Origin of the sequence: Streptomyces sp. ITFR-6, assembly GCF_031844725.1 — a bacterium.
In the GTDB taxonomy this organism is placed as follows: domain Bacteria; phylum Actinomycetota; class Actinomycetes; order Streptomycetales; family Streptomycetaceae; genus Streptomyces.
Window position 1 is genome coordinate 3,987,779 of the sequence record NZ_CP134612.1, and the last position, 22,110, is coordinate 4,009,888.

Sequence of the window (22,110 nt, forward strand, 5' to 3'; positions counted from 1 at the left end):
CCGCCCTCGTCCTCTCCAAGGCCGTGGCCGCGTGGTTCAGAGCTGCGTGATGTCCAGCTCGCCTTCCGCGTACTGCTTGCGGATCACCTTCTTGTCGAACTTCCCGACGCTCGTCTTCGGGACGGATGCGGTGACCGACCAGCGCTCGGGCAGCTGCCACTTGGCGATGCCCTGCTCCGCGAGGAACGCCTTCAGCGCGTGGTAGTCGGCGCTCGCCCCCTCCTTGAGGACGACGGTGGCCAGCGGGCGCTCGCCCCACTTCTCGTCCGGAACAGCCACGACCGCCGCCTCCGCCACATCCGGGTGCCCCATCAGGGCGTTCTCCAGCTCGACACTGGAGATCCACTCGCCGCCGGACTTGATGACGTCCTTGGCGCGGTCGGTGAGCGTGAGGAAGCCGTCGTCGCTGATCACGCCGACGTCACCGGTCTTCAGCCAGCCGTCCTCGCTGAACTTGTCCTCGGGCCGCAGCGCCTCGCCGTCCGCACCGCCGTAGTACGCGCCGGCGATCCAGGCGCCCCGTACCTCCAGCTCACCGGCCGACTCGCCGTCCCACGGCAGGTGCTCGCCGCCGGGCCCGACCAGCCGGGCCTCGACACCGGCCGGGAACCGGCCCTGCGTGATGCGGTACGGCCACTCCTGCTCCTCGGTCAGCCCGCCGGGCGGGTTGGCCATGGTGCCGAGCGGCGAGGTCTCCGTCATGCCCCAGGCGTGGCAGAGCCGGACGCCGAGCTTGTCGTACGCCTCCATGAGGGAGGGCGGGCAGGCGGCGCCGCCGATGGTGACGCGGGCCATGGACGTGAGGTCCCGGGGGTTGGCGGTGACCTCGGCCAGCAGCCCCTGCCAGATGGTGGGGACGGCGGCGGCGTGGGTCGGCCTCTCGCGCTCGATCATGTCCGCGAGCGGAGCGGGCTGCAGGAAGCGGTCCGGCATCAGCATGTTGACGCCGGACATGAACGTCGCGTGCGGCAGGCCCCAGGCGTTCACATGGAACTGGGGGACGACCACCAGGGTGGTGTCCCGGTCGGTGAGGCCCATCGACTCGGACATGTTGACCTGCATGGAGTGCAGGTAGACCGAACGGTGGGAGTAGACGACGCCCTTCGGGTCCCCGGTGGTGCCGGAGGTGTAGCACATGGCGGCGGCCTGGCGTTCGTCCAGCTCGGGCCAGTCGTAACTGGTCGGCCGGCCGGCGATCAGCTCCTCGTACTCGTGCACCCGGGGCACGGCACCGTCCAGCACGGACCGGTCACCCGGCCCCGTCACGACCACATGCTCCAGCGACGTCAGCCGGGGGAGCAACGGTGCGAGGAGAGGCAGCACGGAGCCGTTGACGATGAGGACCTTGTCGTCGGCGTGCTGGACGATCCAGACCAGCTGTTCGGCGGGGAGCCGCAGGTTGAGGGTGTGGAGCACGGCGCCCATGGACGGGATGGCGAGGTACGCCTCCACGTGTTCGGCGTTGTTCCACATCAGCGTGGCGACGCGCTGGTCCCCGTCGATACCGAGCTCTTCACGCAGGGCATGGGCGAGCTGGGTGGCCCGTCGGCCGATCTCGGCGAAACTGCGCCGCTGCGGCTCGGGCTCTCCGGTCCAGGTCGTTACCTGTGACTTCCCGTGGATGGTCATCCCGTGGTGCAGGATGCGGGTGACAGTCAGCGGTACGTCCTGCATGGTGCTGAGCACTGCGTCCTCCCGGTGGGCGCTACGCGGCGGTAAGGTTCCGCTGATTCTGCGCACATACCAATCGGTATGTCACTACTCCAGGACGTACGGATCGGTGTGTGCGACAAAATCACACCATCCGTATGCAATGACCGCACCCTCGTCGTTGTCTCCCCGGTCGTCTCCCCGGTGTCCCCTAGGTCTCTCCCTCCCGGTGCGTTCTTCTCGGGCGCGGCACCGACACCTCACCTGACCGGTGTCAGCTCCGGGTCCTGGCGCAGCTTGCCGAGCGCCCGCGACACGGCGCTCTTCACCGTGCCGATGGAGACTCCCAGCACCTCGGCCGTCTGCGCCTCGCTGAGGTCCTCGTAGTAGCGCAGGACGACCATCGCCCGCTGGCGGTCGGGGAGTTTCAGCACCGCCCGCCACATCGCATCGTGCAGGGACTGCTGCTCCGCGGGGTCGGGCCCCGGAGCCGTCTCCTGCTCGGGCACCTCGTCGCACGCGAACTCATCGACCTTGCGCTTGCGCCACTGCGAGGTCCTGGTGTTCAGCAGGGCCCGGCGGACATAGCCATCGAGGGCCCGGTGGTCCTCGATCCGCTCCCAGGCGACATACGTCTTGGTGAGGGCCGTCTGCAGCAGGTCCTCGGCGTCACTGGGGTTCGCGGTGAGCGAGCGGGCCGCGCGCAACAGCACAGGGCCGCGGGCCTTCACGAACGACGTGAACGACGCGTACGGGACGTACGGAGCGCCCGCACCGTACGGCGTGCGCGCGGCAGCCGGCGTACGCGGCACCGCGTACGGAGCGACGGACCCGTGCGACGCACCCGGCGCCGCCGATACGAGCGGCGCCACGAGCGGCGACGCCTGTGTCGATACGTTCGTCGGTGCGTGCGGCGGGTGTCCGGTGAGCGGCGCATGCGCGTGGTGCGGCGTGCGTCCGGCGTTGGCAGCGGCTCCCCTGGAGGTGTCCGTGCAGACTGGCGTGGTCATGCCTCCACGCTAGGAGCGGGCGCCGCCCGGGGGATCGCCCCCAGGTCCCGAAACCGGGTCCGCCTCAGGGTGTAGGGCCGCTCCTCCCTCCACCTCCTGTAGGTGGAGGGACCGCGCGGCAGGACTCAGGGTCGCCCCGGAGACCGCGCCCCGGGCCCCCGCCGGGCCCCACCGGGCCGCCGACCGACCGCGCCCCCGGACCGCGCCGGACCGGCCGGCTGCGCCGCTCACTCCCCCCGGCCCAGGATCAGGCCCGAGGTGGGCACCCCCGTTCCGGCCGTGACCAGGGACCGGGTTGCGCCGGATATCTGGTTCACCGAGGTGCCCCGGATCTGCCTGACCGCCTCCGCGATGCCGTTCATACCGTGCAGGTACGCCTCCCCCAGCTGGCCGCCGTGGGTGTTCAGGGGCAGCGCGTCCGCAGCCACGAAGTCGGCGGCCTCGCCCGGTCCGCAGAAACCGAACTCCTCCAACTGCATCAGCACGAACGGGGTGAAGTGGTCGTACAGGATCGCCACGTCGATGTCCGCGGGGGAGAGGCCCGAGTTCCGCCAGAGCTGGCAGGCGACGACATCCATCTCCGGCAGCCCGGTCAGCCCGTCACGGTAGAAGCTGGTCATCTGTTCCTGTGCCCGCCCGGCACCCTGGGCGGCGGCGACGATCACCGCGGGCGGCTGCCGCAGGTCCCTGGCCCGCTCCGCGCTGGTGACGACGATCGCCTGTCCGCCGTCGGTCTCCTGGCAGCAGTCGAGCAGTCGCAGGGGCTCGACGATCCACCGGGACGCGGCATGCTCGGCCAGGGTGATCGGCTTCTCGTAGAAGTACGCCGCCGGGTTGCGCGCGGCATGGCGCCGGTCGGTGACCGCGACATGGCCGAAGGCCTCCGGCGTGAGCCCGTACGTATGCAGATACCGCTGAGCCGCCATGGCCACCCAGGAGGCGGGGGTGAGCAGCCCGAAGGGCAGGTTCCAGCCGAGCGCCGCGCCCTCTGCGGTGGGCTCCCGCTGCTGCACCCCGGAGCCGAAGCGCCGCCCCGACCGCTCGTTGAACGCCCGGTAGCAGACGACCACGTCGGCCACCCCGCAGGCGACGGCGAGCGCCGCCTGCTGGACCGTGGCGCAGGCCGCCCCGCCGCCGTAGTGGATACGGGAGAAGAACGACAGCTCGCCGATACCGGCCGCCTGGGCGACGGTGATCTCGGGGCTGGTGTCCATGGTGAAGGTGACCATCCCGTCGACGTCGGCAGGGCTCAGCCCCGCGTCGTCGAGCGCCGCCCGCACCGCCTCGACGGCCAGCTTCAGCTCGCTGCGGCCCGAGTCCTTGGAGAACTCGGTCGCCCCGATCCCGGCCACGGCCGCCCGTCCGCCGAGTGCATCGGCCCTGCGCACGCTCATGCGGATCCCCCCGGAACGCTGATGGTCACCGTGCCGGTGACATGCCTGCCGAGCCCGTTCGCGCCGACTATCGACACCTCCGCCGTACCGTCGCTGCCGAGAGCGGTCACCTTGCCGCTCAGCACCATCGTGTCCCCGGGATAGTTCGGAACACCCAGCCTGATGGCGACCTTCCTGAGCACTGCCGAGGGCCCGAAGTGGTCGGTGACGTACCGCCCGACCAGGCCGTTGGTCGTCAGGATGTTCATGAAGATGTCCGGAGACCCCTTCTCCCGGGCCAGCTCCGCGTCATGGTGCACGTCCTGGTAGTCGCGGGAGGCGACGGCGCCCGCCACGATCAGGGTGCGGGTCACCGCGATCTCCAGCGGTGCCAGCTCTTCTCCGACGTTCATTGCGATCCCTCCTCCACGAGCAGTCCGCCGAGTTCCTGAAGTACTTCGCTGCCGCAGCCGAGATAGGCATCGATCTGGCGCCCCCAGAGGAAGTGCCGGTGCACGGGGTGGTCGAGGTCGGCACCCATACCTCCGTGCAGATGCTGCACCGCGTGCACGACCCGCTTTCCCGCCTCTGACGCCCACCACGCGGCGGTCAGCGCCTGCGCCGCGCAGGGCAGCGACCGGTCGTGCAGCCAGGCGGCCTCGTACGCCGTGACGCGTATCGCCTCGGTGTCCATGTGGGCGTCGGCCGCTCGCAGCAGCACGCCCTGGTTGGTCGAGAGCGGACGCCCGAACTGCTCACGTGTACCCGTGTACTCGACAGCGCGCGCCACGGCACCCGCGCACACCCCCGCCTGCAGTCCGGCGAACGCTGTCCGGGCCGTCGCCAGAATTTCCTCGTACGCCCCTGCCCCGCCGAGCGGTTCGCCGGGCGCACCGTCGAGCACGAGCCGTCCCGCCGACCATGGGGCTGTGGTCTCCACGGGCTCGGTCAGCACCCCGGCGTCCGCGGTCCTGACGACCCACAACGACCGGTCGGCGGCCGCGACCAGGACGTGGCTGGCCTCCCTCAGCCACGGCACCAGCGGCACCGTGCCGCTCAATCCCCCCTCGGATCCGGCCCGTACGGACCCGGCTGCCGGAAAGGCCCCCGCCGCTACCGCCGCGCCGTCCCTGAACCGTGGCAGCAGCCGCTCGCGCTGTTCCTCCGTACCGTGCCCGGCGACGGCGAGGAGCCCGTACACACAGGTCGACGCGAAGGGCACCTGCGCCGTCGTGCGGCCCTGTTCCTCCAGGAGGAGCACCAGCCCGAGGAGTCCGGTCTCCTCGACCGCCCCCGGTAGTCCGGCCGCACAGAGCTCCTTCCACAGCTCGGCGTCCGTACCGGTACCGGCGACGACCAGACGCTCGTGCGTCGACAGATCACCGAAGATCCGGGCGGCGAGCCCCTGTGCGGCGGCCTGCTCCTCAGTGGGTGTGAAATCCATCTCAGTCCTCACTCCCCCGGAAGACCGGCAGTTCCAACTCCGGGTCCGTACGCAGAAATTCGAGGCGGACCGGCATGCCCACCCGCACCTTGTCGTACGGCACCCCGATCACGTTGCTGATCATCCGGACCCCCTCGGCGAGCTCCACCAGCGCCACCGCGTACGGACCGGCACCCCCGGAGGTGCTGAACGCGGGGAACGGCGGGTGGTGCATCACCACGTACGAGAAGACGGTGCCCTCGCCCGAAGCCTCGACCGTCTCCCACTCGGAAGACCCGCAGGCATTGCAGCCGGGCAGCCAGGGGAAGCGCAGGGTTCCGCAGGCCTCGCAGCGCTGGATCAGCAGCCGGTGCGCGGAGATGCCCTGCCAGAACCCGGCGTTGTCCCGGTTGATCACCGGCCTGGGCCGCAGGCTCCGGCCGGCCCGCCGCTCCCCGGACCGCGCCGGGCCATCCGCCTTCTCCTTCACCGCGGGGCGGTACTTCAGGATCCGGAAGCGGTGCGTCCCCGCCGGCTCGTCCTGTGCCCGGATGTCCATGCGCGTGGTGATGAAGTAACCCGTCCCCAGCTTCGTCGTCTTCCGCTCCGAGACCGCCTCGATCACCGCGTCGAAGGTGATCCGGTCTCCAGGCCGCAGCGGCCGCAGATACTCCTGCTCGCAGTCGGTCGCGACCACCGAGACGTATCCCGCCGCGTCGAGCTGGCCGAAGAACTCGTCGTAGGCCTCGCCCCTGTCCGCGTGCCCCGACAGCCCGCCCATCGTCCACGCCTGCAGCATGGTTGGAGGGGCCACGGCATAGGGGCCGGTGTACGCGGGGTTCGTATCCCCCATCGCCTCGCACCAGTGCCTGATCATCGGCTCGTTGACCGGATCCTTGCCGCTGCCGGCGACGGCGGCAGCCCGCCCCTCGTACGCCCTGAGCAGCTCGTACAGTTCGTCCCGCTCATCCCGCTCAGCCCCCACGTGCCGCGCACCCTGCCCGTCCCGCACGTTCTCAAGGTCCCGCCCGTCTCGCCCCTCCATCACCGTTTCCCCCTCTTCATTCCGAGCCGCATCGTCGCGACGATCTCCCGCTGCACCTCGCTCACCCCGCCCCCGAAGGTGTTGATCTGTGCCGCCCTGTTCATCCGTTCCAGCTCCCCGTCCCCGAAGGAGCCGGGCGAACCGCCCCGGATCGTTCCGGCGTGCCCCGTGATTTCCTGGCACATTCGATACACCTCCACGGCGCTTTCGGTTCCCACGAATTTCACGCCGCTCGCGTCGCCGGGGGCCAGCGCGCCCGCCCCGACATCCCCCACCAAACGCCAGTTGAGCAGGCGTGTTGCCGCCAGCCGGGCATAGGCCTCGGCCAGCCTGGACCGAATCCACGGCTCGTCAACCGGACGCCGACCGGTCACCGGATCGGGCGTACGGGCGAAGCTGAGCGCCGCATCGTAGAAGTCCTCGGCCTGCATCCCGATCGCGGCCAGCGCGACCCGTTCGTGGTTCAGCTGGTTGGTGATCAGCCCCCAGCCGCCGTTCTCCGCGCCGACCAGCCCGGTGGCGGGCACCTGGACGCCGTCGTAATACGTGGCGGTCGTGGTCAGCCCGCCGACGGTCTCGATGGGCGTCCAGGAGAAGCCGGGCGCGTCCGTCGCCACCAGGATGATCGAGATACCCCGGTGCTTGGGAGCCTCCGGATCCGTGCGGCAGGCGAGCCAGATCCAGTCCGCGTTCTGCGCGTTGCTGGTGAAGATCTTCTGACCGTCGATGACCCACGAGTCACCCTGCCGTACCGCTCTGGTCCGCAGCGCCGCCAGATCGGTACCGGCCTCCGGTTCGCTGTAGCCGATGGCGAAGACGATCTCCCCGGCCAGGATCCGAGGCAGAAAGAACTCCTTCTGCGCCTCGGTCCCGTACTTCATCAGGGTGGGGCCCACCGTGTTGAGGGTGACCATCGAAACCGGCGCGCCCGCCCGGTAGGCCTCGTCGAAGAACACGAACTGCTCGTCCGCGCCGCGGCCCTGGCCCCCGTACTCGACAGGCCAGCCGAGCCCCAGCATTCCGTCCGCGCCGATACGGCGCAGCAGCCGTCGCTGCTCGGCCGGGCTCCCGTCCGCAGGGCCGGTCCGTTCGCCGGACTCCGGCATCACATCGCGGAAGTACGTGCGGAGTTCGGAGCGCAGCTGTAGCTGGCGGTCCGTAGGGGCCAGATGCACGGCGGCTGCCTCCCGGGAAGGGCCTGCGGATCAGGGTTTCTGACTGTCCGTCAGCTTCCGTTCACCTGTCAAGGCACCCGACAGCAGGCCGCCACCGGCCCTCCCCCCTTTCACCCCTTCCATCCCCCGGTTCCCCCTGCGGCCCGCACTCCGGCCTCACACCCCCGTCCGCCGCCGGCCCGCCAACCCGTCACCCCACCCCCGGGCCCGCCCCGACGGAACGACGAACGGCCCGCGCGCCGCCACCGAAGTGACGCCACCCGGGCCGTCGTTCCCCCCCGACCGCGACCCGGCCCCCCGCCCGGCACGCGGCAGGTACCGGATCACCAGAGATTGGTGAAGTTCACCGCGAGGGTGTGGCTGGACTGGTCGATGGCGGTGAACACGGAACCGTTCACCTGAGCGGAGTTGCTGTGGTTCGACGCCCCATCGCCGATGGCCTGCTGCTGCGAGGTGGACGAATTACCGAGGTTGGCCCCGCCCACGCCACTGCCGCTGATAGCGGCCACACCCGCGTTCGATCCGTCGTTCGCGAACGAGCCGTTGTCGGCCTGGGCCACACCGCCGAAGAACGCGGCGGCGAGGGGCAGAGCGGCAACAACGGCGAGGGCACGAGCGGTACGGATGCTTGCCATGTCTATTCCTCCAGGAACCGAAAGTAAGGCCCGCCCCGGGCCAGTTGGCCGACCGCCCGGGTGATGGTCACGACGTCGCGAGATCAAGGTTGCCCACCGCCATTCCGGCGAACCGCCCATGCTTTTCGATTCCCTCGCAAGCGTGAGGAAGAGCGGATAAACCCCCAGACGAACCAAACCACCAGGTCAGTCCCGCACACCCCGACACCCCTTGCCCCACTGGAGAAGAAGCGTTCCGCCACCGCGCCTCGTACTCCGCCCGCCAGCCCTCTGCCCCTCTTCCCTTATTCGAACGTTCGTACGAACATGGACGCATGGCCATCCCCGACCGCCGAACCTTCGCCCTGGCCCTGGCCCACGCACTGTCCGCGGCCGAACACGGGCTCCCCGTCATCCCGTTGTCCGCCTCCAAGCTCCCCGCCCTGCGCTCCCCGCACCGCCACGAGGAGCGGCCGAGCCACTGCCGGGGCGCCTGCGGCCTGCCCGGACGCGGCGTCCACGACGCCACCACAGACCCCGCCGCCGTACGCGGTCTCTTCGCCGCCGCCCCCTGGGCCAGCGGCTACGGCATCGCCTGCGGGCGCGCCCCGCACCACCTCATCGGCATCGACCTCGACACCACCGGCCGCAGCGACTCCGCGGCCGCCCTGCAACAGATCGCGCTTCAGCACCTGTTCACCATCCCGCCGACCGTCACGGTGCTCACTCCCAGCGGCGGCCGCCACATCTGGCTGTCCGGACCGCCGGGAGTGGCCGTACCGAACTCCGCGGGGCGCCTAGCCCCCGGCATCGACATCCGCTGCACGGGCGGCTACCTGGTCGGCCCCGGCTCGTCCACCACCCACGGCACCTACCGGCTCGTGCCGGGCACCGGCAGCCTCCCGCCGGCCCCCTGCCCCGACGCCCTCCTCCAGCTGCTGAGGCCCCCGGCCCCCACGCACCGCCGGCCCAGCCACCTCGACGACCGGGGCCGGGGACTGATCCGGTTCGTCCTCGCGGCAGCCGAGGGCCAGCGCAACACCCGGCTCTTCTGGGCCGCCTGCCGCGCCTATGAACACGGCTTCGGCGACAGCCTGGCGAGCGCTCTCACCGAGGCCGCCGTCCGCACCGGTCTCCCCGAACACGAGGCCCGCGCGACCATCGCGTCGGCGTCCCGCCTCACCACGACCCGCTGCGAACCCCCGAGTTGAATCGGGGCGTCCCCGGCACCCCCACCGTGCCCCGGCCGCGGCACGGCGCGGCTGGCAATATACGTCGGCGACGAGGCATTCGATCGAGGCCTCCTGCCAACGGGGGACATGACATGACGACGCACACCGTGGATGCCCAGCAGGACCGGTCGGCCGGTCCTGCCCGGCAGACCGGGAGACGCGGCATCGGGCGGCAGATCCTGCTCCTCACGGTGACAGCACTGGTCGCCGGCGCCGCTGGAGTGGCGGGCACCCTGTTCCAGCAAGGGCTCGCCGCTCCGGACACCTCGGCCGTCGACACCCAGGCCGCCGCGCTCGCCGAGGAGCTGCGCCACGACCTGAACGTGGGCTTCTGGTCGCCGGGCAGCACCTACGGAGGGCAGTTCACCGAGGGCACGCTCGTCTCTCACGCCGAAGCACACGGCGGAGTACTGCTGAGCGCGGGCACGGAGCGGGAGGAATCCGGCGGCAACGTCCACACAGCACAGGTGATGGTGGGCCTGCTGCCGCCCGGCACGAAGACCGTGGACGCAGACGCGTACCCAGTCCGCTGCTACCGCTACACCTTCGCCTTCGGCGCCCACAGCGTGCGTCAGTCCACGATGGACTGCCCCACCACACGCACCGACGACAAGCCCGGCAGCCTCGTGGCCCAGATGGGCGCGCTGCTCGCACGGCAGCCCACCGGGACGAACATGTACCGGCAGACACCGACCGCGGGACATCCGCATACCCCGGCAGGCGCCGTGGACTTGCTGAAGGACAAGCGGCTGGTCTCCGCCGGGGACACCGTGCACGTGGTCGCGGGCAAATCCGCCGGCGGCGGCGTCTACGCCCTCGCGCTGCGCATCAACGACGGCTGCCACTACCTGCGCATGGACGCCGCGTCCTCCGCGTCCCGCCTGATCCCCCTGTGGCTCGCGCCCGCCGACGAACAGGAGACCTGCGACGCGGACCGAGCGGCGGCCGCCGCGCCCCTGTACGGCATCGACCCGGCCAAGGCCGGGTGACGAGATCCCGGCCGGCCGCTGACGGGCCGGCTCCCGACAGCCTCAAAGCGTGCCCAGCCATGCCCCCGCGTCGTCGCGTGCCTCTTCCGTGCCCGACAGGAAACGGACATGGCGACGGCCCCCGACCATGCCTGCTGGTCGGGGGCCGTTCACCTGGCGGTGGGTGTGGGATTTGAACCCACGGTGACATCGCTGCCACGACGGTTTTCAAGACCGTTCCCTTAGGCCGCTCGGGCAACCCACCTCGCATCGGCGGGCAACGGCCCGCTTCGACGCGAGGACAGCCTAGCCGGTCAGCTGTCGCCCTTGCGCTCGCCCAGGGTGACTTCGGCGGTCGACGTCTTGCCGTCGCGCTTGTACGTCAGCGTGACCTTGTCGCCCGGCTTGTGGGTCCAGATCTCACCGATCAGGGTCGGGCCGCTGTCGACCACGGTGTCGTTGAACTTCGTGATGACGTCACCCGGCTTGAGGCCCGCCTGGGCCGCGGGGCCGCCCTTCGTCACCGCTTCGGTGCCGCTCGCGCCCTGGTCCGAGATGACCGCGCCGCCGGTCTTCTCGTCCATGGTCACCGTGGCGCCGATGACCGGGTAGACGGGCTGGCCGGTCTTGATCAGCTGCTCGGCGACGTTCTTCGCCTGGTTGATCGGGATCGCGAAGCCGAGGCCGATGGAGCCCGCCTGGCTCTGGCCGGTGCTGCTGCCGGTCGACTGGATCGCCGAGTTGATCCCGATGACCGCGCCCCCGGCGCTCAGCAGCGGGCCGCCGGAGTTGCCGGGGTTGATCGAGGCGTCGGTCTGCAGGGCGCTCATGTACGAGTTGCTGCCGCCGGAGCCGTCACCGGAGGCGACCGGGCGGTTCTTCGCGCTGATGATGCCCGTGGTGACCGTGTTGGACAGGCCGAACGGGGCACCGATCGCGATCGTCGAATCGCCCACCGCCACCTGTTCCGAATTGCCCAGCGACAGCGGCGTGAGCCCCTTCGGCGGGTCCTTCAGCTTCAGGACCGCGACGTCGTAGCCCTCGGCCCGGCCGATCACCTCGGCGCCGTACTTCTTGCCGTTCGAGAACGTCGCCGTGAGCTGACCGTTGTCCGCCGCGGAGGCCACCACGTGGTTGTTCGTGAGGATGTGGCCCTCCTTGTCGTACACGAAGCCCGTGCCCGTGCCGCCCTCGCCGTCGCCGCCCTGCGCGTCGATGGTGACCACGCTCGGCAGCGCCTTGGCGGCCACGCCCGCGACCGTGCCCGGGTCACGCTTGAGATCCTGCGGGTTGGCCGAGGCCGCGACGGTGGTCGAACCGGATGAGCCGGAGCTGTCGTTGCTGTCAGCGGCCCAGTAGCCGAGGGCGCCGCCGACGCCGCCCGCCACGAGCGCTGCCACGACCGCCGCGGCCACCAGACCGCCCGCACCCCGCTTACGGGGTGCGTCGGGCGTGTGCAGCTGGCCGGGCGGGCCCCACACCGGGCCACCGCCGTGCGCACCGTGGCCGCCGTGGGCGTACGCGGGGACCACGGGCGGAGGCGCGGGCCAGCCGGCATCCGCCGCCGACTGCGGTAGGGGCGGTACGGGTGGAGGTGTGTGGGGCTGCGGCGTCGGAGGGACCTGGGCCATGGGTGTGGTCGCCGGGTCGTGCGCCGGCGGGACCTGTGGCTGCGTGGCGGTCACGTCCGGCTGCGGAGGGACCGGGGGCGTGCTTCCAGGAGCCCCCTGGGGAGCATCGGCCGGCACTGGAGGTGCGGACGGAACGGACGGGGCGGCCTCGGCCGCGTTGCCCTCGTTGCCCTCGTTCTCTGTGCTCACAGCTCTGTACTCCTCGGTTCCACATCATCGTTCGGTAAGAGATCCGCTGTGTACGTGTCTGGAGTCAGCTTTTCCCACAGCACGTCAGACCACTGTAAGCAGGACCTGTGCATCCGCGCACGGGCCCTTACACCGGACAGAACGACCTCGCTTCGCAAGGTTCGCGCACCCGGGCCCCCCGGTGACACCATGACGCGGTGACCCAAGCACGGCAGCAGCACACCACGCAGCATCCCATCCAGGTCATCGCACACCGAGGCGCGTCCGACGACGCCCCCGAGCACACCCTGGCCGCGTACCGGAAGGCGATCGAGGACGGCGCCGACGCCCTGGAGTGCGACGTACGGCTCACCGCCGACGGCCACCTCGTATGCGTGCACGACCGCCGGGTGAACCGTACGTCCAACGGACGCGGCGCGGTCTCCGCCCTGGAGCTCTCCGAACTCGCCGCGCTCGACTTCGGCTCATGGAAGGACCGGGACGAGTCGGAGGCCCCCGACTGGGACCCGGTGCCGGGCGAGCTCACCTCCGTACTCACCCTGGAACGGCTGCTCGAACTGCTCGTCGAGACCAGAGCCGCCGGGCGTCCGCTCCAGCTCGCCATCGAAACCAAACACCCGACCCGCTGGGCGGGCCAGGTCGAGGAGCGGCTGCTGCATCTGCTGAAGCGCTTCGAGCTCGACGCACCGCCGGCCGAGGGCCCCTCACCGGTCCGCATCATGAGCTTCTCGGCCCGCTCCCTGCACCGCATCCAGGACGCCTCACCGGAGCTGCCCACCGTCTACCTGATGCAGTTCGTCTCGCCCCGGCTGCGGGACGGACGGCTGCCGGCCGGCGCCCGGATCGCCGGTCCCGGGATGCGGATCGTGCGCAGCCACCCGGGCTACATCGACCGCCTGCACCGCGCGGGCCACCGGGCCCACGTCTGGACGGTCAACGAACCGGAGGACGTCGACCTGTGCGTCCGGCTCGGAGTGGAGGCGATCATCACGAACCGCCCGAAGCGGGTCCTCTCCCAGTTGGGCCGCTCTTCATATCAGTGACGGGGAGTACACCGGCGCATTCGGGCTGTACTCGATCGTTGCGAGTGCGTCACTGTCAGACCACTGGCCGGTTTCCGGCCCAGCCCAGGGGGGCATCCACATCGTGGCGTGGGGCAAAGGAGGTCTCGGGGGTGGCGTTGGTGGTGGCACAGGAAGTGCCCACGTCGTCGAGCATGGCCGTACCCCATGGCCCTGCGGGCGTGGGTCAGGCACGGCGCCGGATGCGTGAGCAGTTGCGCAGTCACGGGGTGTCGGATTCGGTCGTCGACGATGCCGTATTGATCCTTTCCGAACTGCTCAGCAACGCCTGCCGTCACGGCAGGCCGCTGGGCCGGCACAGCGATGTGGGGGAGGGCGACGTGCGCGCCGCCTGGCACGTCGACCGAACAGGCGGGCTGACGGTCGAGGTGACGGACGGAGGCGGTCCGACCCGACCGGTTCCGGCCACTCCATCGGTCACCGCTCGCGGTGGCCGGGGGCTCAACATCATCAGCGCGCTCGCCGAGAAATGGGGCGTACGCGACGACTCGTCCGGCGAGGTCACGGTCTGGGTGCTGGTCGACGAAGGGCCGCGGCGCCCCGGCGGCCGACCGGGCGGACGGGGTAATGAGCGGGGCAACGGACGGGCCATGGGCGCGAGCGGGCCGGCGGACGCGATGGGAGTACCCCTTCCCGTAGTACCGGGACTCGACGGGCTGGAACTCGCCGACGCCTTCGACGACGCGGGCTGACGCCGAGAATGTCTCACCGAGCGGTCCGTGGCCAAATGACAGGTCCGTGGCTGAATGATCGGTACGCGATTTCATGACCGGTCCGCGGCTGAATAACCGGTCCGTGGCTGAATCCGTGGGCGAAAGGCAGACGCCCCACCGATGACGCCGGTGCTGCGACAACCGGGCAGGCTCCGGCGGCAAGAGCCACCGGCAGGCCGCCTTCCCGCGCCCGTGCCCGCCTGCGGCCGGGCAGCTGCGCACCGGGCGCCGCAAGGACGGCTAGGCTCGCGGCCCAGACCGCACTGTCGCAACCGTCGCAACCGGGAGAAAGCCCACCATGGCCAAGAAGCGCCCTCAGACCAAGGCCGGGAAGCAGCAGCTCAAGGACGGCGAGGTCCCGGTGGTCGGGGCTCGCGAGCCCTGCCCGTGCGGTTCTGGCCGCCGTTACAAGGCCTGCCACGGCCGCGCTGCCGCCCAGGCCGTGACCGAGCTCGTCCAGCGCCCCTTCGAGGGACTGGCCGGCGAATGCGACTGGGTCGCGCTGCGCGAGCTGGTCCCCGCCGCCACGGTCGAGCTGACGCTGAAGGGCGGGCTGCCCGAGGGCGTGCCGTCCGTGACGCTCGCGACCGTGCTCCCGATGGCCTGGCCCGCGCTGCGTCGTGACGACGGCTCGGTCCTGCTCGCCCTGCAGAACGACACCTCTTCCGGTGACCTCAGCCGGGACCTCGCCGACACCCTGCAGCGCGCGCTGGAGACCGAGCCCGGCTCTCCCGTCGCCGCCCGGCGGGTTCCGGCCGACGGTCCCAGGCTGCAGGATGTCCTGGACCCGGATGCGCCGTTCGCGCCCATCGTGCACTCCGGCTTCGAGTTCTGGGTGCCGGACTCGGAGAACGCCACGGCCGAGGTGTCCGCTTCGCTGGAGCGCGCGAACGAAGCCGCGATCCCGACCGTCCTGCTCACCGGGGTGGATGCCGCGTACTGGTGCGAGACGCCGGACAAGAACCACCTGCGGTGGGTCATGCCGCACCCCGAGGAGCAGCTCCTCGACGCCCTCGCCCGGCTGCACGCGGCGGGCGTCTCGTCGCTCGGCGAGGGGACCCGGCTGGTCGGCTCCTTCCGTGCGCACGGCCTGATGGTCCCGGTCTGGGATCTGCCGAGCGCGATGGGGGCCGAGGAGTGCGAGAAGCCCGCGGCGGTGTTCGCGGAGCGGCTGGCCACGGCGCTCGCTTCGGACGCGCCCCTCACCCCCGAGGAGCGCCGGGCGCGCGGCGGGCTCACCAACCGCCAGGTGACACTCAGCTGACAGTGACCACTACCCGGACCGTACGGTGACTCGCGTCACAACTCGCCGTACTGACAGGTAAATCGCTGTCCGAATACGCGAGATCGAATTTGCGAACGGCAGATCTCTTGTTACCGTTCTAGAAGCCCGGTCGCTGGTGCATCCCCCGTCGCCAGCGATCGGGCATCCTCATTTCCGGGTACGGCGCCCAACGGCCCACCACGCGGCGCACGCACAGCGCACAGACCTGACGCAGGTCCCCGGACGAGCCCCCGGCGACACCGGCTCCTTCTCCTCAATCCCCCCTGGCTTCCCCGGCATCGCCCTGCCCGCCTGGCGTCTCGCCGCGCACCCAACGGGTCCGGCCGGCGCCGCCCGGCACCCGGACGGCACCGCGGCGATCCCCTAAAGAAGAACTCGAACATTTCTCGAACGCGTTTCGGATGAGGCATCAGAAAACCGAGTGCCGAACGCCTTTGTAACGACCGGTGTAGCGACCGGCTTTGCGCGCGGCCGGCACAGACCATGACCGGCGGCCAACGGAACCGGGAGATCCGGCAGCACACGGTTGCGGACGTCAGGCATTTCCTGGTGGACGCACGCCTTCCCGGCATACAAAAATTCCTGACGGTGCGCCGGAATTCCGCGCACATCGCCCCCTGACGCCGCCTCTCCCCTGTCAGCAGGCAGCTGCCAGCAGGCAGCCGGCCGGCCCCGTCAGTAGGCGAGGCGGCTTCCACCGTCCGGAGCGCTGTTGCTCGCCTCGACCAGCGCGTCCAGGACCGCCCCCACATCCGGCAGCCACGGCGAGGCGGCCGCCGCGACGGACGCTCCGCCCCTCAGCCGCAGCCCGGGGACCCGGGCCGGCGCCCGCACCCAGCGCACCTGTCCCGCACCGGTACCGGACGGCGGAAGGACGAGGTAGCCCCCCTCGCCGTGGAACCGCAGCGAGCTGGGCACCCAGTCCTGCGCATGCAGCAGTTCACCGAGCCGTTCGAGGGTGTACGGGGCTACCAGCAGCGACCACCGGGTCGGCGTCGCCACCACGGGGCCCAGTCGCACCCCCATTCGGTCGAGTTCGGCCAGCGCTCCGGCGCCGACCGCCGCCGGCAGGCTCAGCGCGCACGGCGCCCGCCCGCCGGTGGCCAGTACCACCGGCGCGGTGGGCCGGTTCGTCCACCACCAGCGCACCATCCGCGGTTCCGTGGTCGCCGCGAGCAGTCCGGGATCGAGGGGGTGTGCGCCGGGCACGGCGCACTCGGGATCGGGGCAGGCGCAGCCGCGCTCACCGCGGCCGTCGGCCGCCTGCAGCCCCACTCCGGGGAGTACGGGCCACTGCCACTCGGTAGCACAGGTCAGGGCCGCGTCGAGCTGAGCGGGCCTGTCCCGGAACCGGAGCCTGCGTCGCCTTCCGAGGATCTCGCGCATGAGCGCTCGTTCCTTTCCGTTGAACGCCGAGGGTCCACATCACACCACGCGTGCGTCACATCGCGTGTGCGGAACTTCACTGTGTGTACATGCTCGTCGAGCCTGCGGTACGGGTTGGTCGTCGCTACCGAGCGTGAGCTGTGCTGAGCCGAATCGAGCCGGTTCCAGTCGAAAAACGTGGCCAGGCGCAGAGCGCGTATCGCGCCTGCCGTCCGTGCGTACAACCTCGCCACTCGGGGGTGGGGCGTGGCCGTCACAGATGAGGACGTCCGGGCCCGCTGCCAGGTTCCGAGGGCGGTCGGAACCACCCCTGGCCATCCATCGATTACGTACCCAGCATGCCCGCGATGACGCTCCCCTCGGGACTTCACCCCGTGAGCACCCCCCGCCGAACAGACCCAGTCGACCGCAAATAGCTTCCACAGGGTGCATTTTTTGGCCAAGTTAGTTATCACTTGGACACCACAAATCCCGTGGGGACAATGCTGGACATCACGTTACTTGTGCGTGTACATGTGGATGCATTGATAGCGGCGCAGAATGACATGGGGGTTTGCGATGCTATTCGACGAAACACACCAGTCGGAAAGCTGGCGACCATGAGCGCCCCGCACCTGCCGAAAGTGGCTGGAATCGATCCCACAGTTCCGGTTTCGACACACACTGACGGGCCTCTCTCCGAGGTGCCCGCCGTCCCCACTGCCTTCATCCAGGACCGTCTGGCGGGCTGGGTCTCCGACCTCACCACGCTGCACGAACTCACCGAGCGGCTGGCCAGAACCAGCACCCTGGACGACGCACTCCACGAGCTGCTCGAAGCCGGAGCCGCTCTGCTGGGTGCCCGTCGCGGGCTGATCGCGTTCGAACCCTCGGACCGCCGTGGCCCCGTCAGCACCATCGGTCTCGGACTGGCCCACGCGGAGCTCGGCCAGATCGAGACGGTGCCGCGCAGCGCCACGTCCTACGGGCGCATCCTTGAAGGTCTGCCCGACTCCGAAAACTCGCTGACCACCCCCGATCTGCTCGGCGACACCAGCCTGGACCCCCGCAGGCGCGAGGTCGCCGCCCGGCTCGGCTACGCCGCCAGTTACGCGCTGCCGATCACCACCGACCGGACCGGCCGGCTCGCCGTCGCCGTCTGGCTCTACGACGAACCCGCCGAGCCGCTGGAGCGCCAGCGCCACCTGGCCGGTCTGTATACCGGCTACGCCGCCGAGCACCTGGCCCGGCTGCTGGAGCTGGAACGGGCCAGGACCGATGTCGCCACCATCACAGAGGAGCTGCTGCCCAGCCGGATGCCCCGGATCCCCGGCGTGGAGCTGGCCGTACGCCACCACGCCGCACCGCAGGGCGGCAACGACTGGTACGACGCCCTGGCCCTGCCCGAGGGTGCCCTCGGCCTCGCCGTCGGCTCGGTGAGCGGCTCCGGGCCGAGCGCCCTGGCCGCGATGGGTCGGCTGCGGGCCGGTCTGCGGGCGTACGCGGTGATGGAGGGCGAGGACCCGGTCGCCGTACTCTCCGATCTTGAGCTCCTGCTGCGGCTGACCGAGCCGGCCCGGTCCGCGACCGCGCTCTTCGCCTACTGCGAGCCCTCCCGTCGCAAGATCCTGCTGGCCGGGGCCGGGCACGCCCCGCCGCTGATCATCGGTGACCGGCGCACCGAGTACGTCGAGACCACCCTGTCCGCGCCGCTGGGCATGCTCGCCTGCTGGGAGGCGCCGAGCGTGGAGATCGAACCGGCGCGCGGCGAGACCGTCCTGCTGTACACCGACGGCCTGCTGCGCCGGGCCGGGGACTCGATGGACCGGGCGTTCACCCGGCTCCACTCGGCGGCGGCGAGCGTCCCGAGGGCGCTGCGCCACGACGCCGCGGCGGTGGCCGACCACGTCCTGCGCACCGTGCTGCCCGACGGACCGGAGCAGGGCGACGACACCGAGGACGTGGTCCTGCTGGCGGCCCGGTTCGACTGAGCCGTCCCGGTCCCGCGCCCCCGACCGTTCCGGTAAGAGGTCTTCCGGTAAGAGGTCTTCCGGCCCTGGGCCCCCTTCCGTACGCCCGTACGATGGAGGGGGTCCAGTGTCGTATCAAGGAGAGACAGAGTCGTGTCTGAGGAGCTCACCCCGGAGAACCCGGAGACCGAAGAGGCAGAGCCGGTCAAGCAGCGGAAGAACGGCCTGTACCCGGGCGTCTCCGACGAGCTCGCCGCGAGCATGAAGTCCGGCTGGGCCGACACCGAGCTGCACGGGCTGGAGCCGATCGCGCAGGCCGGGCACACCGCAGACCGCCGCGCCGCGCTCTCCGCGCGCTTCCCCGGCGAGCGGCTGGTCATCCCGGCCGGCCGGCTGAAGACCCGTTCCAATGACACCGAGTACGCCTTCCGCGCCTCCACCGAGTACGCATACCTCACCGGTGACCAGACCCAGGGCGGCGTCCTGGTCCTGGAGCCGAAGGACGGCGGCCACGAGGCGACTGTCTATCTGCTGCCGCGCTCCGACCGTGAGAACGGCGAGTTCTGGCTCGACGGCCAGGGCGAACTGTGGGTCGGCCGCCGCCACTCCCTCACCGAGGCCGAGCAGCTGCTCGGCATCCCGGCGAAGGACGTACGGGAGCTGCCCGCCGCGCTGACCGAGGCCACCGGCCCGGTCCGTAACGTCCGCGGCCACGACGCCGTCATCGAGGCAGCGCTGACCGACAAGGTCACCGCGGAGCGAGACGAGGAACTGCGCGTCTACCTCTCCGAGGCACGCCTGGTCAAGGACGCCTTCGAGATCGCCGAGCTGGCGAAGGCCTGCGACATCACCGCGCGCGGTTTCGAGGACGTCGTGAAGGTCCTCGACAAGGCGGAGGCGACGAGCGAGCGCTACATCGAGGGAACGTTCTTCCTGCGCGCCCGCATCGAGGGCAACGACATCGGCTACGGGTCGATCTGCGCCGCGGGCCCGCACGCCACCACCCTGCACTGGGTGCGCAACGACGGCGCGGTGCGCTCCGGCGAGCTGCTGCTGCTCGACGCCGGCGTGGAGACCAACGACCTCTACACCGCCGATGTGACCCGCACCCTTCCCATCAACGGCACGTTCACGCCGCTGCAGCGGAAGATCTACGACGCGGTGTACGAGGCCCAGGTCGCCGGTATCGCGGCGGTCAAGCCCGGCGCGGGCTTCCGGGACTTCCACGACGCCGCGCAGCGCGTCCTGACCGAGAAGCTCGTTGAGTGGGGCCTGCTCGGGGACCGGACCGTGGACGAGGTCCTGGAGCTCGGGCTGCAGCGCCGCTGGACCCTGCACGGCACCGGTCACATGCTCGGCATGGACGTCCACGACTGCGCCGCCGCGCGCACGGAGTCGTACGTCAACGGAACGCTGGAGCCCGGCGTGTGCCTCACCGTCGAGCCCGGTCTCTACTTCCAGGCCGACGATCTGACCGTCCCCGAGGAGTACCGCGGCATCGGCGTCCGGATCGAGGACGACATCCTCGTCACCGAGGACGGCAACCGGAACCTCTCGGACAAGCTGCCGCGTCAGGCCGACGAGGTCGAGGCCTGGATGGCCCGGGTCAAGGGCTGACCTTCCGCCCCGTCACCCGCGCCGGAGGGCGCCCCGCTCAGGACACCATGAGCAGGGCGCCTTCCCGCCATTTCAGGATCTTGTCGAAGCTCACCACCGCGCCGCCGCGCCCCGGCCGGTTGCCGAAGTGGACATGGTCGGCGAGCTCCTCGATCAGGCAGAGGCCGCGCCCGCCCTCGGCGGCCAGCGGCGGGTGCCCGGCCTGCTTCGACCGGCACTGCTGCAGTTGGTGCTGCTGTTGATACTGCGGTTGCTGTTGGTACTGCGGTTGCCGCTCTTGCTGTGGGGCATCGCGAAGCGTGCGTCGCGTGGGGAAGCCGGGACCTGAATCGGCGACTTCGATACGGCACTTCTCGCCGTCCAGGTACGCGGTGACCCGGTACTGCCCGCAGGCCGTACCGGACGGCTCCTCCCACGCGTCCAGAGCGTCCATCGCGTCCCGGTGTTCCCCGGCGCCGTCCGGGCCTCCGTTGGCCCCGCCGTGCTCGACGGCGTTCGCACAGGCCTCGCTGAGCGCGACCGACAGGTCGAAGGAGATATCCGGGTCCACGCCCGCGGATTCCATGCTGCCAAGCAGGAAACGACGGGCGAGCGGAACGCTCGCAGCTTCGCGCCGCAGATGGAGTGACCACCACATGCTCATGCTCCAGCCTCCTGGCTGCGGCTCGACATACCGATACGTATTGCCGCCCGATGCCGTTCGTAAGCACGGACGGGATGTGAGACCGCTCATTCGGCGGATACCCGGGCTCGCCGCACCTGTGCATGCCCGGCCCACAGGACGTCTCCTACCCCGTCCTCAACCATCCCCAACAGCCCGGCACGCAGCCAATCGGGCGGAAGGTGACCTTCCGGACCTGCCGTACGGCGGCCGGGGGCGCAGTGCGATGATGACCCGGCCATGTCTACGTCTGTGGGACGCGCCGGAGCCGGTCTACGGCTGCTGAGGGCCGCGGTGTTCGCCGCGGTCTGCGTCGCGCTGTCCGCGGCCGGACACGCGATGGCGGCCTGCGCGGCGGTGCCCGGGTGGACCCTGCTCGCCGGATTCCTCGGGATCCTGGCGGTGGCGGTGGCACTGGCCGGCCGCGAACGCTCGCTGCCGTCGATCGCCGCGGCCCTGGCCGGCGGACAGATCGCCCTGCACACGCTCTTCGGTGTCGGTACGCACGCCGCGACGCCGCGACCCGCGGCCGGTGACGACTCGCTGATCCGGTTCGCGGCGAGCCTCGTCTGCGGCGCGGGCCCCGACCGGTTGAACGCCGCGGACGCCCATCGCATCGTCACCACCGCGGGCATCGACCCCGCGTCGGTGACCGCGCAGGCGCATCAGCACATGGCCGCCACCCCCTCCGGCGGCATGACCGGCTCCGGAGCGGCCGGCCTCGCCGGAATGTTCCCCAGCCTGCCGATGCTGCTCGGTCACCTGCTGGCGGCGCTGGCCACCGGCTGGCTGCTGCGGCGCGGCGAGATCGCCCTGTTCCGGCTCGCCCGGCTCTCGGCGCACGGCGCCCAGCAGGTCGCGGCCGGAGCCCGGTTGCGGGCGCTGCGCGCGGCGCTCGTCCTCGTATCCGCCCTGCGGGCCGGCCTTCCGGACGGCCCGGCGACCGGGCCGCGCACGCTCCGTACGGCGGTCGACGCACCGGCACCGGCCACCGGGGACCCCCTTCAGCACATGGTGATCAGGCGCGGGCCGCCACCCGCGTTCGCTCTCGCAGCCTGACGCGACACCCTCCACACGACGCGCGCACGCCCCTCGCAGACACCTCAC

At 70.9% G+C, this 22,110-nt stretch carries 19 protein-coding genes and 1 tRNA gene; 8 read left to right on the top strand and 12 right to left on the bottom strand.

The window, feature by feature from the left end:
• Positions 1-36 precede the first annotated feature (36 nt).
• The 8 genes from RLT59_RS18035 to RLT59_RS18070 form a co-directional block, all read right to left on the bottom strand.
• Positions 37-1,686, bottom strand: a complete 1,650-nt coding sequence (locus RLT59_RS18035; RefSeq protein ID WP_311304345.1) for a long-chain fatty acid--CoA ligase — start codon at positions 1,684-1,686, stop codon at positions 37-39.
• Between the two features lie 224 nt (positions 1,687-1,910).
• Positions 1,911-2,462: a SigE family RNA polymerase sigma factor gene (locus RLT59_RS18040; protein WP_311307766.1), complete on the bottom strand. Its 552-nt coding sequence runs from the start codon at positions 2,460-2,462 to the stop codon at positions 1,911-1,913.
• Between the two features lie 425 nt (positions 2,463-2,887).
• Positions 2,888-4,054 (bottom strand): lipid-transfer protein, encoded by a 1,167-nt coding sequence (locus tag RLT59_RS18045; protein ID WP_311304346.1) that lies wholly within the window; start codon positions 4,052-4,054, stop codon positions 2,888-2,890.
• Positions 4,051-4,446 (bottom strand): MaoC family dehydratase, encoded by a 396-nt coding sequence (locus RLT59_RS18050; protein ID WP_311304347.1) that lies wholly within the window; start codon positions 4,444-4,446, stop codon positions 4,051-4,053. The genes RLT59_RS18045 and RLT59_RS18050 overlap by 4 nt, the downstream gene beginning before the upstream one ends.
• Positions 4,443-5,477 carry an acyl-CoA dehydrogenase family protein gene (locus RLT59_RS18055; RefSeq protein ID WP_311304348.1) on the bottom strand — a complete coding sequence of 345 codons (1,035 nt, stop codon included), beginning with the start codon at positions 5,475-5,477 and terminating at the stop codon, positions 4,443-4,445. The genes RLT59_RS18050 and RLT59_RS18055 overlap by 4 nt, the downstream gene beginning before the upstream one ends.
• 1 nt (position 5,478) lies before the next feature.
• Entirely contained in the window at positions 5,479-6,501 is a 1,023-nt protein-coding gene (locus tag RLT59_RS18060; RefSeq protein ID WP_311304349.1) for a bifunctional MaoC family dehydratase N-terminal/OB-fold nucleic acid binding domain-containing protein, read from the bottom strand.
• Entirely contained in the window at positions 6,501-7,676 is a 1,176-nt protein-coding gene (locus RLT59_RS18065; RefSeq protein ID WP_311304350.1) for an acyl-CoA dehydrogenase family protein, read from the bottom strand. The genes RLT59_RS18060 and RLT59_RS18065 overlap by 1 nt, the downstream gene beginning before the upstream one ends.
• A gap of 323 nt (positions 7,677-7,999) precedes the next feature.
• On the bottom strand, positions 8,000-8,311 hold the full coding sequence (locus tag RLT59_RS18070; protein WP_311304351.1) for a hypothetical protein: 312 nt from the start codon (positions 8,309-8,311) through the stop codon (positions 8,000-8,002).
• A 314-nt stretch (positions 8,312-8,625) separates the two neighbouring features.
• Here RLT59_RS18070 and RLT59_RS18075 point away from each other — a divergent pair, with 314 nt between their 5' ends.
• Positions 8,626-9,501, top strand: a complete 876-nt coding sequence (locus tag RLT59_RS18075) for a bifunctional DNA primase/polymerase (protein ID WP_311304352.1) — start codon at positions 8,626-8,628, stop codon at positions 9,499-9,501.
• Between the two features lie 113 nt (positions 9,502-9,614).
• The gene (locus RLT59_RS18080) at positions 9,615-10,511 is read left to right on the top strand and encodes a hypothetical protein (protein ID WP_311304353.1); all 897 of its coding nucleotides are present in this window, start codon (positions 9,615-9,617) and stop codon (positions 10,509-10,511) included.
• 154 nt (positions 10,512-10,665) lie between these two features.
• Here the strand turns inward: RLT59_RS18080 and RLT59_RS18085 are convergent.
• Both RLT59_RS18085 and RLT59_RS18090 read right to left on the bottom strand, forming a co-directional pair.
• A tRNA-Ser gene (locus tag RLT59_RS18085) sits at positions 10,666-10,755 on the bottom strand.
• Positions 10,756-10,804: 49 nt separating this feature from the next.
• Positions 10,805-12,310: a S1C family serine protease gene (locus RLT59_RS18090; RefSeq protein WP_311304354.1), complete on the bottom strand. Its 1,506-nt coding sequence runs from the start codon at positions 12,308-12,310 to the stop codon at positions 10,805-10,807.
• Positions 12,311-12,507: 197 nt separating this feature from the next.
• On the opposite strand from RLT59_RS18090, the gene RLT59_RS18095 reads away from it, so the two are divergent.
• The 3 genes from RLT59_RS18095 to RLT59_RS18105 all read left to right on the top strand — a co-directional run bounded on the left by RLT59_RS18095 (position 12,508) and on the right by RLT59_RS18105 (position 15,369).
• The gene (locus RLT59_RS18095) at positions 12,508-13,353 is read left to right on the top strand and encodes a glycerophosphodiester phosphodiesterase (RefSeq protein ID WP_311304355.1); all 846 of its coding nucleotides are present in this window, start codon (positions 12,508-12,510) and stop codon (positions 13,351-13,353) included.
• A gap of 173 nt (positions 13,354-13,526) precedes the next feature.
• Positions 13,527-14,084: an ATP-binding protein gene (locus RLT59_RS18100; RefSeq protein WP_311304356.1), complete on the top strand. Its 558-nt coding sequence runs from the start codon at positions 13,527-13,529 to the stop codon at positions 14,082-14,084.
• Between the two features lie 319 nt (positions 14,085-14,403).
• The gene (locus RLT59_RS18105; RefSeq protein WP_311304357.1) at positions 14,404-15,369 is read left to right on the top strand and encodes a DUF5926 family protein; all 966 of its coding nucleotides are present in this window, start codon (positions 14,404-14,406) and stop codon (positions 15,367-15,369) included.
• A gap of 696 nt (positions 15,370-16,065) precedes the next feature.
• Here RLT59_RS18105 and RLT59_RS18110 read toward each other — a convergent pair.
• On the bottom strand, positions 16,066-16,776 hold the full coding sequence (locus RLT59_RS18110; protein WP_311304358.1) for a bifunctional DNA primase/polymerase: 711 nt from the start codon (positions 16,774-16,776) through the stop codon (positions 16,066-16,068).
• A 482-nt stretch (positions 16,777-17,258) separates the two neighbouring features.
• Between RLT59_RS18110 and RLT59_RS18115 the strand changes: the two genes are divergently transcribed.
• Positions 17,259-18,746, top strand: a complete 1,488-nt coding sequence (locus RLT59_RS18115) for a PP2C family protein-serine/threonine phosphatase (RefSeq protein WP_311304359.1) — start codon at positions 17,259-17,261, stop codon at positions 18,744-18,746.
• Positions 18,747-18,878: 132 nt separating this feature from the next.
• A complete protein-coding gene (locus tag RLT59_RS18120; protein ID WP_311304360.1) occupies positions 18,879-20,342 on the top strand; it encodes an aminopeptidase P family protein in 1,464 nt (487 codons plus the stop codon).
• Positions 20,343-20,379: 37 nt separating this feature from the next.
• On the opposite strand, the gene RLT59_RS18125 is transcribed toward RLT59_RS18120, so the two are convergent.
• Positions 20,380-20,985 (bottom strand): ATP-binding protein, encoded by a 606-nt coding sequence (locus tag RLT59_RS18125; RefSeq protein ID WP_311304361.1) that lies wholly within the window; start codon positions 20,983-20,985, stop codon positions 20,380-20,382.
• Between the two features lie 258 nt (positions 20,986-21,243).
• Here RLT59_RS18125 and RLT59_RS18130 point away from each other — a divergent pair, with 258 nt between their 5' ends.
• A complete protein-coding gene (locus tag RLT59_RS18130; RefSeq protein WP_311304362.1) occupies positions 21,244-22,062 on the top strand; it encodes a hypothetical protein in 819 nt (272 codons plus the stop codon).
• Positions 22,063-22,110: the final 48 nt, after the last annotated feature.